Raw genomic sequence first — 13,836 nt, forward strand, 5'->3', positions numbered from 1 at the left:
ACCGCGCACACCAGATGCAGGATCTTCGGGGGCTCTGGCCCCGGACACAGGCCAGCCGGGGGCTCTGCCCCGGTACACAGGCCAGCCGGGGGCGCTGCCCCCGGACACAGGTCAGCCGGGGGCGCTGCCCCCGGACCCCCGGGATATTTTCGTCTAGACGAAGCTTCATGCGGTCTCGAGGGAGGATTTTGCTTCGTCGAGCAGGCGTTTGGCCTCGGAGCCTTGGATCTTCATGATGTCGTCCTGATACTTCAGGATCGCGCCCAGCGTGTCCGAGATCACCTCGGGCGACAGATCGATCACGTCGAGCGCCAACAGGCATTTCGCCCAGTCGATGGTTTCCGCCACCCCCGGCTTTTTGAACAGATCCTCGGTACGCAGCGCCTGCACGAAAGCGACGATCTGCCGCGACAGCGCCTCGGCGACCTCGGGCGCGCGGGCGTGCAAGATCTCCAGTTCGCGGGGGAAATCGGGATAATCAACCCAGTGGTAGAGGCAGCGGCGTTTCAGCGCGTCATGCACCTCGCGGGTGCGATTGGAAGTGAGGATCACCGTTGGCGGCTCGGGCGCGGTGATCGTGCCAAGCTCGGGGATGGTGACCTGAAAATCGCTGAGCGCCTCAAGCAGGAAGGCCTCGAAGGGCTCGTCGGTGCGGTCGAGCTCGTCGATCAGCAGGATCGGCGCACCGTGCTCATCGGGGCGCATCGCCTGCAGAAGCGGGCGCTCGATCAGGAAGTCCGGGCCGAAAAGATCGCGTTGCAACTGGCCGCGGTCGGCCTCTCCGGCCGCCTCGGCGGCGCGGATGGCGATCATCTGGGCCGGGAAGTTCCACTCGTAGACCGCTGTGGCCGCATCCAGCCCCTCATAGCATTGCAGCCGGATCAACCGCCGCCCGGTGGCGAGGCTCAGCGCCTTGGCGATCTCGGTCTTGCCGACCCCCGCCTCGCCTTCGAGAAACAGCGGCCGCCCGAGGCGCAGCGCCAGAAACAGCACCGTGCCAAGCGCGCGCGGGCAGACATAGCCGGTGCCCGCCAGCATCTGCTGCACCGCATCGATCGAGCCGGGCAGCTCGGGGCCTTGGTGATCCATCATGTGCCTCCTCCTGTCACCTTGCTGCCCGTCCGGGCGCCGCCGGTCAAGAACTGTCAAGAACTCTGCGCGGCGCGGCGCGGGCCGCGCGTTGACGCAACTCGGGCAAGATGCAATGCTTCCGGGCAAGAACACGGGGGCGAAACCTCCGGATGGGAACGGGCAGCACCATGGTGACATCAGCGGCTAACGGGCTGCGCATCTGCGCGGTCACCTGCGTGAAGAACGAGGGGCCCTTCGTGCTGGAATGGCTGGCCTATCACCGGCTGATCGGCGTCACCGACTTTCTGGTCTACTCCAACGATTGCGACGACGGCACCGATGCGCTGCTGGATGCGCTGGCACCCGCCGGGGTGCAGCACCTGCCCAACCCGGCGCAGGGCCGCAACTACCAGATGGAAGCCCTTAAGGACGCCGCGCGCCAGCCCCGCGTCACCGCCGCCGACTGGGTCTGGGTGGCGGATGTGGACGAGTTCCCCAATATCCATGTGGGTGATCACAGCTTTGCCGCGCTGATCGCCGCCTGCGGCGCGCCGCAGGCGATCTCGCTGCATTTCCAGTTCTTCGCCAATGGCGGTGTCGAGGTCTTCGAAGATCATCCGGTGATCGGCCAGTTCACCCGGTCGCACACCCCCGATCTGTGGTGCGACCAGAGCGCCATCGAGGTGAAGACGCTGATGCGGCGAGACTTTCCGCTGCAGTACTTTGGCGCGCACCGGCCGTTCGCGCGCAAGGGGCACACGCCCGAGCGCTGGACCGATGGCGCCGGCCGTGCGGTGCCCCAGCCCTTCCTCACCGCCGCGCGCCCGCGCCGCATGCGCAGATTCCCCGCCGCCGGAGCGCGGCGCTTCGCCACGCTGAACCACTATGCGCTGCGCTCGATCGACAGCTATCTGGTGAAGACCGAGCGCGGCGACGTGAACCGCGACGGCCGGGTGTTCGACGAGACCTACTGGCAGGAGCGCAACGATCCGGCGTGGGAAGACCGCTCGATCCTGCGCATGCTGCCCGCGCTGGAGACCGAGATCGCAGAACTGCGCCGCCTGCCCGACGTCGCGCGGCTGCACGATGTGTCGGTGCAGGCGCATCGCGCCAAGGTCGGCATGCTGCGCGCCCGCCCCGACATCGCCGCCCGCGCCGCGCATCTTGCCGCACTGCCCGCCTTGCCCCCCGGTGAGGCCGAGCTGATCGCCGAACTGGGGCTTGCGGAGGCCGCGCGGTGATCGTCGTCAATCTCGGTCTGCCCAAGAGCGGCACCACCACGCTGGGCCTGGCGCTGGAACGCGCCGGCCTGCGCGTCGCAGACCACCGGCTCCGGCGCGGCAAATGTCCCGATCCGGCGCTGGCGGGCAGCTTCGTCGCGCGGCAGCTTTATGATGGCTACTTCGGCTCGGGCGATCCGCTGCAGCGGCTCGGCGGGCTCGACGCGCTGACCGAGATAAGCGTGCTCAACCACCGGCTCTGCCTCTGGCCGCAGACCGATTTCGGGTTGATCGAAGCGCTGCGCAGCCGCCACCCGGATCTGAAGTTCGTCGCCTCCATGCGCGACCCGCAGGCCATGGCCCATTCGATGCTGCGCTGGTCCGATCTTGGCAGCAATCGCCTACCGCGCGGCGCGATCCCCGGCCTGCCCGCGGGCTATGGCGAAACACGGCTGGAGCGGGCCCAATGGATCGCCGCGCATCACGCCTTCCTGCAGCGCATCTTCGCGGGCGACCCGCGGTTTCTGGCCTATGACATCGACGACCCGCAGGCTCCGGCGCGGATCTCGGCCCATCTCGGCGTTGATCTGCCTTGGTGGGGCAAGGCCAACGAGAACCTTGAAGGACGCCGCGGCGCGGCGGCGGGCAAGCCATGAGGATCTGCATTCACATCGGGCCCGAGGTGCAGACAACCGACCGGCTCCAGCGGGTTCTGGACGGCAAGCGCCGCCAGTTGGCCAAGCGCGGCGTGCTTTACGCGCGCAGTCCCGGCGCGCGCAACCACACGCGGCTTTACATGGCGGTGAGCGATCCAAAGACGGTGGACGCCCTGCGCTGGAGCCGCGGCTGCGCCGCGCCCGAGGCGCAGGCAATGCTGCGCGGACGGGTTGCGGAAGAGCTTCGCGCCGAGGTTGAGGCGGCGCAGCCCGATGTGCTGATCCTCTCGGCGCATCAGTTTGGCACGGCTTTGGTCAGCGCCACCGAACTCAAGCGGCTGCGCTCGCTGCTCACCCCGCTTAGCGAAGACATCCATATCGTCGCGCATGTGGATACGCCCGCCCGCATGCTCGCACGCAGCTATGCGGCGCAGCTGATGGAGGGGCGCGCCCGTGGGCTCGATCTGGAGCTTGGGCTGCTGCAGGCGCCCGACTGGTGGCAGGCGGCGCTGCGCACCCGCCCGCCGCGCGATCCGCGCGCCGGGCAGTTCCCCGAGGCGCAGGGCGCGGCGCATTGGCTTGATCTTGCGCGGCTGCAGCGTGGCTGGGAGACGGTCTTCGGCGCCGGCAAGGTGCATCTGCGCAGCCTCGATCCGGCGCAGCTTTACAGCGAGACGATCACCGAGGAACTGCGCGCCGCCTTCGGCATCGACGAGACCATCGGCCGGGCCGAGCCTGCCGCGCCTCCTGCCCCGCCCGCCGCCGCATGGCTGAGCCGCGTGCGGCGGATGAACGATGTGCTGTTGCGGCGGCTTGCCACCGATCCCGACCTTTTGCTGCCGCGCCCGCTCTGGCGGCGTCTGCTGACCGAGATCAAGGTCCCGGGCGCGCCGCTCGACCCGGCGGCGCTGCAGGCGGTGAACCAGCGCTTTGCCGACGACATCGCAGGTCTTTGCGCGCAGCACACCGGGCTGCGCCTTGGCCCGCTCGACACCGGAGGCGCCCCGGCGGCGTGGCAGGAGGCCGATCCGCTCTACGGGTTTCGTGCCACACAGTATCTCATGGCCTTCCGCTGGCGCATCGAGCGCGGATCGAAAGAGGCCAAGGCAGAGCAGACGGCAGCGCAGGCGGGCCTGAACGAGCTTGCCTCCTCCACGGCTGAGGGGCACCATCGATCTTGCGCGGACGAGCCCCCACGCCCCACGAATGCCGCCCCCGCCTTGCCGCCGCATGTGGCGCAGAAACTGGCCTCGCTGCAGGGCTCGCCATGGCTGCCGCATGACAATCATGGCACCATCAACGAAACCGCCACCGCTCCGGCCTATGCCGATACCCAGCGCCAACAGGATGCCGCCGCGCGGCGGGTTATCCTTGGTTGCATGAAGAACGAGGCGCCGTATGTCGTCGAGTGGATCGCCTATCACCGCGCCATCGGCATCGACGATTTCCTGATCTATTCCAACGATTGCGACGATGGCACCGATGCGATCCTCAACCGATTGCAGGCCATGGGCGTGCTGCAGCACCGCGACAACAGCGCGTGGTCGGGCAGTTCGCCGCAGCAGCACGCACTCGACGCGGCGCAGCATGAGCCGCTGGTGCGCGATGCCGCGTGGCTGCTGCACATCGACGTGGATGAGTTCATCAATATCCGCACCGGCAACGGCACGCTCGACGATCTCTTCGCCGCCGCGCCCGAGGCCAGCCATTTCGCGCTGACATGGCGACTGTTCGGCCATGGCGGGGTGAGGCGCTTGGACGACGCGCCGGTGATCTCGCAGTTCACCGACTGCGCGCCGCGCTACTGCCCCAAGCCGCACACCACTTGGGGGTTCAAGACGCTGATGCGCAACAACGGCGCCTACGCCAAACTGTCGTGCCACCGGCCCAACAAGCTGCGCGACGGTGCCGAAGGCACGGTCAGATGGGTCAATGGATCAGGCCGCGAGATGACCTCGGAGGTGCTGAAGAACGGCTGGCGCAATTCGCGCAAATCCATCGGCTACGATCTGGTGCAGCTCAACCACTACGCCCTGCGCTCGGCCGAGAGCTATCTGATCAAGCGCCAGCGTGGCCGGGCGCTGCATGTCGACCGGGCAATCGGGCTGAACTACTGGATCCGCATGGACTGGTCCGGGGCCCGCGACACGACGATCCAGCGCAACCTGCCACGCCTGCGGTCCGAGATGGACCGGCTGCTGGCCGATCCCGAACTGGCGCGCCTGCACCGCGCCGGGCAGGACTGGCACCGCGCCAAGGCCGCCGAACTGCGCGCCACGGCCGAGTTTGCCGAGCTTTACGATCAGGCGCTGGCGCTGCGCCTCACCCCCGCCGAGCGCGTCGCATGGGCGCTCTCGCTGGACATGGAGAGCTGAGCGATGGACGCCGCGAAACCGCCCCGCGACCCCTACCTCTATTCGCGCGGGCTGCGCATTCCCAAGCACCCACAGCTGACCACTGGCCGGGTGCGCGGCGCGATCAAGGCCGAGACGTACGAGCGCAAGGAATGCGACGCCGTGCGCCGCGTGGTGCACGAAGGCGACCGTGTCCTCGAACTGGGTGGCGGCATCGGCTACATGTCGACGTTGCTGTCGGTGCGCCGCAAGGTGGCCAGCGTGGTCAGTTACGAGGCCAACCCGGCGCTGATCCCCTACATCCGGCAAGTGCACGCGGCCAATGGCGTGACCAACGTCGACCTGCGCAATGCCCTGCTCTCGCCCACCGGCGGCGCTCCGGTGCCGTTTTACGTGCGGCGCAATTTTCTCGCCTCTTCGATGGACCGCGACAGCGACCCCGAGAGCATCGCCGAAACCGTGGAGGTACCGCAGCACAGCCTGCCGCAGGTGCTGACCGAGAGCCGCCCCGACGTGCTGGTTTGTGACATCGAAGGCGCCGAGGCCGACCTGCTGCCGGCGGGCGACTGGTCTTGCCTGCGCGTGGCGGTGATCGAGCTTCACCCGCAGTGGATCGGCCAGCGCGGCGTGCAGGCGGTGTTCGACGCCATGCAGCGCGCCGGACTGACCTATTTCCCCAAGGCGTCCGAGGCCAAAGTCGTCACTTTCCGGCGGGGCTGGTGATGGCGGCTGCGACGATCACCGCGCCAAGAGTCACCGCCCCAAGCATCACCGCCGTGATTTGCCTGCGCAACGAGGCGGCCTTCCTGCTCGACTGGCTGGCGCATCACTATGCCGCCGGGGTTGGCCATGTCGTGGCGCTTAGCAACGATTGTCAGGACGGCACCGATGCGATGCTCGACCGGCTGTCCGAGATCGCCCCGCTGACCCACATCCGCAATGACGGCCCCTACGACAAGGGCGGCATCCAGTTCACCGGGCTGAAGCTGGCCGACAAGGCCGCCGCCGTGCGGCAGGCCGATTGGCTGCTGCCGCTCGACGTGGATGAATTCGTCAACGTGCACACCGGCGACCACACGCTGCCCGCGCTCATCGCCGCGCTGCCCGAGGCGACGGCGATCCCGCTCACCTGGCGGCTGTTTGGCAATGCCGGGGTGGTCAGCTACCGCGACGTGCCGGTGCCCCAGCAATTCACCCGCGCCGCGCCGGTCCGAATGCTCTGGCCGTGGCGCTCGGCGATGTTCAAGACGCTCTACCGCAACGACGGCACCTACCGGGAGCTCGGCGTTCACCGCCCGCGCAGCCCCGACCCCGACAGGATCGACGCGGCCCGCTGGTTCGACGGCGAGGGGCGCGAACTTGACGAGCAGTTCCGCACCCGGCGCATCTTTTCGAACTACGGGCAGTCGAACTACCGTCTGGCGCAGCTCAACCACTACCCGCTGGGCGCGATGGAAAGCTACGTGCTGAAGGCCGATCGCGGGCGCGCGGTGCACAGCGATCACCTTCTGGGGCTGGACTATTGGGTCGAGCGCAACTTCAACACCGACGAGGACCTCTCGATTTCCGCCCTGGCGGAAGCGACCGCAGCGCGGCGCGCGGATCTGGCCGCCGATCCGCGGCTCGCCGAATTGCACGCCGCCGCGGTGCGCTGGCGGCAGAGCCGGTTTGCCGAGCTGATGGCGCAGGAGCCTTACCGCGCGCTGATGGGGCGGCTTCTGATGACCCCGCCGTCGCGCCCGCTGGGCCCCGACCTTGCCCGCCCGCTGATTGCCGCCGCCAGACGCGCGCGTCTCGGCGACGGGGCGTGAGCGCGAAATCACCCTTTTTCACAGCGACAAAGACACGCGGCGTGCTTGACGCGAAGGTCAATTTCTCTTGCCGCCGTAACACCGCCATATTACCCATAAAGCCACACAGTTCCGCCCCATTCCGCGATCAGGCTGACCTTGACACCGGGCACGTCCCGCCCGCGTCTCGTCACGGTCCCGCCGGTCCGGCAGGTCTCCCGAGGACGGGCGCGGAGGGTTTCAAAGTGAATGTTTTGCGGGACGGTGCCGGAAGCGACAGGACAATGGCAGATATCATGAAGGACAGCGCGGAACAGCCTCTCGATCGGCCCGCCTATGACGACGAGCTCGACCTGACGGACGTCGATCTTAGCGCCTACCAGCGCGGCGACTGGATAAACGCCATTTCCCAGATCGGCGAAGAGCACGGCTTTGCCGAACCGCTGGGCAAGCGGCACCACGCGGTCTTCGTCGAGGATGGCGACACGCTGCTAGTCACCTTCGAGAGCATGCCCGGCATTTCCGCATACAGCCAGACCGCCACGCCGCTGGGTTGGGAGATGCAGGCGATCGAGGGCTGGTCGAACCTGTCGGTGATCTGCACCGCCGACACGTGGTTCCGCGATCCCGAGATCACGCGCTTTTTCGATCAACTGCTCGACGACGGGTTCTTCGACGAGTTCGACAAGGTGATCTTCTACGGCGCCGGCCCCTGCGGCTATGCCGCCGCCGCCTTCTCTGTCGCCGCGCCGGGCGCGCGGGTGGTGCTGCTGCAGCCGCAGGCCACGCTTGATCCGCGCGTTGCCGAATGGGACGACCGCTTCCCCGAGATGCGCCGCGTCGATTTCACCTCGCGCTTTGGCTACGCCCCCGACATGCTGGATGCCGCTCAGGCGGGCTATGTGCTCTACGATCCGCAGCAGCGGATGGACGCCATGCACGCCGCGCTCTTCGAGCGCCGCAATGTGACCCGTTTCCGCCTGCCCTACATGGGCGACGCGCTGCAGGGCGATCTGCTGGACCTCGATCTGGTGCACCCGCTGCTTGCCGCCGCCGCCGAGGACAGGCTCGACACCGCCGAGATGGCGCGCCTGCTGCGCGCAAGGCGCACCCATGTGCCGTATCTGCGGCGCTTGCTGAACCGGCTTGATGCGGAAAACCGGCCTCTGCTGGCGGAATGGCTCTGCGCCAATGTCACCGCGCGGATGAACGCGCCGCGCTTCCGCCGCCGTCTCGAGGCGCTGCGGGCCGAGCCCGCCGCCCCCGAAACCTGATACGCCAAACCGGAGCCGCCGCCCCCGCCGGTGCCGCGCCCGGCCCACCAGATGGCGTTTTCCGGCATGCCCATGCGCATTGCCGGGCGCAGACTGGCGTCATGTCGCAGGAAACATCCCCGCCCCCAAGCCCGCCCTCAAGCCCGCAGCAGCCGCTCGTCGTCTTCACCCCGTCGGGCCGACGCGGGCGCGTGCCGCAAGGGACCGCCGTGCTCGACGCGGCGCGGCGGCTGGGGGTCGATCTTGACTCGGTCTGCGGCGGGCGTGGCATCTGCTCGAAATGCCAGGTGCGCCCGGCCTTCGGCCAGTTTGCCAAACACGGCATTACCTCCGAGCCCGGCGCACTGTCCGAGTGGAATGCCACCGAACAAAGATACGACGACAAGCGCGGACTGCCCGAAGGCCGCCGCCTTGGCTGTCAGGCCCGCATCCTACACGACGTGGTGATCGACGTGCCGCCCGAAAGCCAGCTGCACCGTCAGGTGGTCCGCAAGTCGGCCAGCGCCCGCGCCGTCGAGATGGACCCTTCGGTGCGCCTGCATTTCATCGAAGTAACGCCCGCCGACATGCACGCCCCCAGCGGCGACGCAGAACGGGTGGCCGAGGCTTTGCAGGCGCAGTGGCAGATCGCGGGTGCCCGCCCTGCGCTGACGGTGCTGGCACGGCTGCAGCAGGCGCTGCAGGAGGGCGAGAACAAGATCACCGTCGCCTTGCACCGCGCCCGCAGCGAGGAGCCGCCGCAGATCATCGCGGCATGGCCAGCTCTGCTCGAGGGCGATGTGTATGGGCTCGCCGTGGATCTCGGGTCGACCACGATCGCCGCGCATCTGGTCTCTTTGCGCAGCGGCGCAGTTGTCGCCTCGGCAGGCCGGATGAACCCGCAGATCCGATTTGGCGAGGATCTGATGTCGCGCGTGTCCTACGCGATGATGAACCCCGGCGGCGCCGCGCAGATGACCGCCGCCGTGCGCGAGGCACTGGCCGGGCTGATCGATGACCTCGCCACAGAGGCCGAGATCGGCACCGACCGCATCCTCGATCTGACGCTCGTCGGCAACCCGGTGATGCACCACCTGCTGCTCGGCCTCGACCCCACGCCGTTGGGGCAAGCGCCCTTTGCCCTCGCCACCTCTTCGGCGCTCGACCTCAAGGCCAGCGACCTCGGGCTCCAGACGCTCCCCGAGGCAGCGCAGGTCTATCTTCTCCCGCTGATCGCCGGGCATGTGGGCGCCGACGCCGCCGCCGTGGCGCTGGCCGAAGATCCCGGCGGCTCGGATGATCTGGTGCTGGTGGTCGATGTCGGCACCAATGCCGAGATCCTGCTGGGCGACCGGCGCCGCGTGCTCGCCTGCTCGTCGCCCACCGGCCCGGCCTTCGAAGGCGCGCAGATCAGCGCCGGGCAGCGCGCCGCCCCCGGCGCGATCGAGGCGGTGCGGATCGATCCGATCAGCAAAGAGCCACGCTTCCGGGTGATCGGCTGCCCGCTCTGGTCCGACGATCCGGGTTTTGCCGAGGCGACGGCCAGCACCGGCGTCACCGGTCTGTGCGGATCGGGCATTATCGAGGCGGTGGCCGAGATGCGCATGGCGGGGCTGCTCGATGCGCGCGGGCTCATCGGCTCTGCCGCGCAGACCGGTTCGGCGCGGATGATCCCCGAAGGCCGCACGCATGGCTACCTGATCCACGACGGCAGCGCCTCGGGCGGACCGCGCATCCTTGTCACGCAGGGCGACATCCGCGCCATCCAACTGGCCAAGGCGGCGCTCTACGCCGGGGCGCGGCTGCTGATGGATGAGATGGGCGTCGAGCGGGTCGACCGGGTGGTGATGGCCGGGGCCTTCGGCGCGCATATCTCGCCGCTGCATGCGCTGGTGCTGGGGATGATCCCCGATGTGCCGCCCGAGCGCGTCACCTCGGCGGGCAATGCCGCCGGCACCGGCGCGCGCATCGCGCTGTGCAGCCTGCAGGCCCGGCGCCGGATCGAGGCGCAGGTGCGGCAGATCACCAAGGTCGAAACCGCCGTCGAGCCACGCTTTCAGGAGCATTTCGTCGCCGCCAGCGCCATCCCCCACGCCGCCGCGCCCTTCCCCGAACTGCGCGGCGTGGCACCGCTGCCGGAGCCGCAGTTCAACACCGGCGAGGGCGGCGGGCGCCGTCGGCGCGGCCGCGGTCAGGCCTCCGAGACGATCTGATCCACCAGCGCGCGCAGATCACCGAAATACCCGCCCGAGCGCGCCGGGCGCATCGGGTCCGAGGTGATCGCGATCACCATCTCACGCTCGGGCACCACCACCAGCATCTGCCCGCCGTAGCCGCGCGCATAGGCCGCCTGCGCACCGTCAAAGCGCGTGAGGAACCAGCCATAGCCGTATTGATCGCCCGAGAACGGAGAGCGCGCGCGCGGCTGCCACGAGGTCTCCAGCCACTGCTGAGACACCACCTGCCGGCCTTCCCAGCGGCCCTGCTGGCGCACCATCTCGCCGATGCGCAGCAGACCGCGCGGGGTAAGCCCCATGTCGTTGCCCCCCAGATACCGTCCCTGCGGATCGCGTACCCATGGCGCGAAATCGATCCCCAGCGGCTCGCCAAGACCGCCGCGCGCAAGGCTCAGCAGGCTCTGCCCGGTGGCCTCGCTCAGCGCAGCGCCAAGCACGTGCCAGCCGCCGGTGGAATAGATGAACCGCCCGCCCGGCTGCGCTTGCGGATTGGGCTGCAGGGCGCTGTCGAGCCAATTGTCGCTGGCCACCCAGGCACCGTAAGACCCGCCAGAGGTGCGCACCAGCCCGCCGCGCATCGACAGCAGATCGCCGACGGTCAGATCATCGCGGCTGTCGCCGGTGGCACCGCGCCCCAGCAGCGGCAGGATGCGCGCGTCCACGCCCTCGATCTCACCGCCATCGATCGCGATGCCGGTAAGCAGCGCCACCAGCGTCTTTGATACCGACTTCACGTTGGCGATGCGGTTCAGGCCGGGCCCGCGGAACGCCTCTTCGAAGGCCGGCGCGCCGCCCTTCCAGACCAGCAGCGCGTGCAACTGGTCCAGTGCTTCGGCGCGGTCCGCCCACGGGCGGGATTGCGCTACGGCAGGCGCCGCCACGGACAGGCCGAGCGCGGCCGCAGAGGTGGTCAGGAAAGATCGGCGGGAGGGGCAAAACAACTGGCTCATGGCTCTAAGCTTGCGCGGCATGGCAACGACGGCAAGCCTACGGCACTTCACAGCCGCGTGGGGCGCAATTTCCGCAACGCGCTGCCTTGACGACGCCGCGCGCCGTCAGTAGATCAGCACAGCAGAGCGCGGGTATGGTGAAAAGGTATCACGCGAGCTTCCCAAGCTTAAGTTACGGGTTCGATTCCCGTTACCCGCTCCAGCCTCCCCCCACACAGCAAGCTGCCGCAAAGCAAGCCACTGCAAGACGGGCCCCAGCAAGACCGGGCCCCAGCAAAACAGGCCAGCGCAGTTCCCTGTCGGAAGATCAGACTTCGGCGGATCAGACCTCGGGCCGCAGCCGTGCCCGCAGCGTCGCAACGCCGCTGCGGACCTCGTCGCTGATGCCCCCCTCGCGGGGCGCGTCGCGCAGCGTGGTCAGCAGCGCCTCCGAAGGCCGCCCCCGCCGCGCCCAGACCTGCCGCCCCAGCACCCCCAGCGCCGTTTCGGGCAACCGGTCCGGCACCTCGCGCCCGGAAAGCGCCGCCCAGACCACCGACCAGCAGCGCGCCACGGTCCACGGGTTGTAGCCGCCGCCGCCCGAGACAATCATCCGCGGCGCCAAATCGCGCAGCGCCCGCACCGCGCGGATGTGCGAGACATTCGACAGGTCCAGCCGCGCCAGCGGATCTTCGAGCACCGCGTCGGCGCCGCACTGCAAGAAGATCGCGTCGGGGCGGAAATCTGCGACCGCGGGCAGGATCATCTCGTGCAGCACATGGGCGAACTCGGTGTCGTTGAAGCCGCGCGGCACCGGCAGATTGAAGGCGGCGCCGCCGGCCCGATCCTCTAGCGCGCCGGTGAACGGCCAGCGCCCTGCCTCATGCACCGAGATCACCCGCACGGACTCGGCGCCGTCGAAGGCGATCTCCACTCCGTCACCGTGGTGCGCGTCGATGTCAACATAGGCCACCCGCCGCATCCCCAGCCGCAGCAAATGGCGGATGGTCAGCACCGGCTCGTTGAGAAAGCAAAAGCCGCTGGCCCGATCCGCCAATGCGTGATGCGTGCCGCCGCCGGGGTTGAACACCGCGCCGCCCTCTGCCGCGACGATCTCCGCCGCCAGCAGCCCGCCGCCGACGGCGGTGGCCGGGCGGCGGTACATCTCTGGAAAGATCGGGTTCGACAGCGTGCCCAGCCCGTGGCGCAGACGGGTCTCTTCGGAAACCTCGCCCGCCGCCTCGGCGGCCTGCAGCGCGGCCACGTAGTCCGCCGCGTGGAAATCGCGCAGCGCCGCAGGCTTGGCGCGCGGCGACAGCCGCCAGTCCGAACTGGGCAGCCAACCCATGGCGCGGCACAGATCGATCACCGCCGGCACCCGCTCGATCGACAACGGGTGCAGAGCGCCGTAGCGCGAGCCGCGATAAATCTGAGATCCAACGAACACAGCCAAACGCCCCGTCCCCTCTTCTTCTCTTCACAAATACGCCGGGGGTGAGCCGCGCAGCGGCGAGGGGGCAGCGCCCCCTTCCGAAAGCCAACCGCCAGCCCTGCCTACCCCGCGATCGCCCGCAGCGCGCGGGCCCGCGCTGGCGGGACAGCCTCCGTCTCAACGCCGGTGAAGACATGCAGCGTGTTCATCTTGCGGTCCACCACCGCGTGGTCGCTGACCCAGCCGCCCATCCCCAGATAGGTGCGCAGCAGCGGCGGGATAAGCCGCAGGGCGCCGCGCGCCTCGGGATGTGCGGGCGGGAACGGCACCCGCTCCGCCGCCTTCGCGCCGATGCGCCAACGCTCCGGCGCGGTGTGGCGGGCACGCAGGACGCCAAAGGCGTCGGCGTAGCGCGCCGCATCGGTCCCCGCGAAGCTGGCGCAGCCGAAGAGCAGCCGCGCATTGCCCCGATCCACCAGAGCGGCGATCGCGCCCCACGCCAGCCGCAGCACATCGGGGTCGACCAGCCCGGGCCGCGTGCAGAAGCGTCCCAGTTCCAGCATCGGCCCGCCATAGCTCTCGAGCCGGGCAAGATCATAGTATTGCGCAGAATAGCTGTGTCCGATCTCGGCGCTGGTCTCGAGCCAGAGATACCGGAAACAGGCTTGCAACAACCCGCCGCGATCCTCGATCAGCGCGTGCGTGCAGCGGTTGTCGAAAGGATCGATATCCGGCCCGCCCTCCGGGCCGAAGAACGCGAGACCGCGCAGGGCCTGCGCCGCGGCGACATCCTCTGCCCCGCGGGCCAGCCGGACGGTCAGCCCACCGCGTGAGAGAAGAACGCCGCCCTCCCCGTGCGCAGCGTCTTGCGGGCGGGAGGACATGGCGCGCGCC

The 13,836-nt window shown here is 69.0% G+C and carries 11 protein-coding genes and 1 tRNA gene; 8 read left to right on the forward strand and 4 right to left on the reverse strand.

Annotated elements, in window-relative coordinates:
- Positions 1-165 precede the first annotated feature (165 nt).
- Positions 166-1,092, reverse strand: a complete 927-nt coding sequence (locus tag ACXAJT_RS01895; protein WP_475232404.1) for an AAA family ATPase — start codon at positions 1,090-1,092, stop codon at positions 166-168.
- A 191-nt stretch (positions 1,093-1,283) separates the two neighbouring features.
- Here ACXAJT_RS01895 and ACXAJT_RS01900 point away from each other — a divergent pair, with 191 nt between their 5' ends.
- From ACXAJT_RS01900 to ACXAJT_RS01930, 7 genes are all read left to right on the forward strand, one after another.
- A complete protein-coding gene (locus ACXAJT_RS01900) occupies positions 1,284-2,312 on the forward strand; it encodes a glycosyltransferase family 2 protein (protein WP_475232763.1) in 1,029 nt (342 codons plus the stop codon).
- Entirely contained in the window at positions 2,309-2,947 is a 639-nt protein-coding gene (locus tag ACXAJT_RS01905; protein WP_475232406.1) for a sulfotransferase family protein, read from the forward strand. The genes ACXAJT_RS01900 and ACXAJT_RS01905 overlap by 4 nt, the downstream gene beginning before the upstream one ends.
- Complete coding sequence (locus ACXAJT_RS01910; protein ID WP_475232408.1) at positions 2,944-5,322, forward strand: glycosyltransferase family 2 protein; 2,379 nt, start codon at positions 2,944-2,946, stop codon at positions 5,320-5,322. Before ACXAJT_RS01905 ends, ACXAJT_RS01910 begins: the two co-directional genes overlap by 4 nt.
- A 3-nt stretch (positions 5,323-5,325) precedes the next feature.
- Complete coding sequence (locus ACXAJT_RS01915) at positions 5,326-6,024, forward strand: FkbM family methyltransferase (RefSeq protein WP_475232411.1); 699 nt, start codon at positions 5,326-5,328, stop codon at positions 6,022-6,024.
- On the forward strand, positions 6,024-7,112 hold the full coding sequence (locus ACXAJT_RS01920) for a glycosyltransferase family 2 protein (RefSeq protein WP_475232414.1): 1,089 nt from the start codon (positions 6,024-6,026) through the stop codon (positions 7,110-7,112). Before ACXAJT_RS01915 ends, ACXAJT_RS01920 begins: the two co-directional genes overlap by 1 nt.
- 263 nt (positions 7,113-7,375) lie before the next feature.
- Positions 7,376-8,365, forward strand: a complete 990-nt coding sequence (locus ACXAJT_RS01925; RefSeq protein WP_475232417.1) for a phosphoadenosine phosphosulfate reductase — start codon at positions 7,376-7,378, stop codon at positions 8,363-8,365.
- A gap of 101 nt (positions 8,366-8,466) precedes the next feature.
- Complete coding sequence (locus ACXAJT_RS01930) at positions 8,467-10,557, forward strand: ASKHA domain-containing protein (RefSeq protein ID WP_475232419.1); 2,091 nt, start codon at positions 8,467-8,469, stop codon at positions 10,555-10,557.
- Here ACXAJT_RS01930 and ACXAJT_RS01935 read toward each other — a convergent pair.
- A complete protein-coding gene (locus ACXAJT_RS01935; protein ID WP_475232421.1) occupies positions 10,536-11,531 on the reverse strand; it encodes a serine hydrolase domain-containing protein in 996 nt (331 codons plus the stop codon). The genes ACXAJT_RS01930 and ACXAJT_RS01935 overlap by 22 nt on opposite strands.
- A 128-nt stretch (positions 11,532-11,659) precedes the next feature.
- On the opposite strand from ACXAJT_RS01935, the gene ACXAJT_RS01940 reads away from it, so the two are divergent.
- Positions 11,660-11,733: transfer RNA gene (locus ACXAJT_RS01940), tRNA-Gly, on the forward strand.
- Positions 11,734-11,853: 120 nt separating this feature from the next.
- Here ACXAJT_RS01940 and ACXAJT_RS01945 read toward each other — a convergent pair.
- Together ACXAJT_RS01945 and ACXAJT_RS01950 are read right to left on the reverse strand one after the other, a co-directional pair.
- Positions 11,854-12,963 carry an acetoin utilization protein AcuC gene (locus tag ACXAJT_RS01945; protein WP_475232423.1) on the reverse strand — a complete coding sequence of 370 codons (1,110 nt, stop codon included), beginning with the start codon at positions 12,961-12,963 and terminating at the stop codon, positions 11,854-11,856.
- 101 nt (positions 12,964-13,064) lie between these two features.
- Entirely contained in the window at positions 13,065-13,826 is a 762-nt protein-coding gene (locus ACXAJT_RS01950; protein WP_475232426.1) for a GNAT family N-acetyltransferase, read from the reverse strand.
- Between the last annotated feature and the right edge of the window lie 10 nt (positions 13,827-13,836).

The sequence above is a fragment of the Salipiger sp. ABF4_146 genome, from assembly GCF_056161345.1.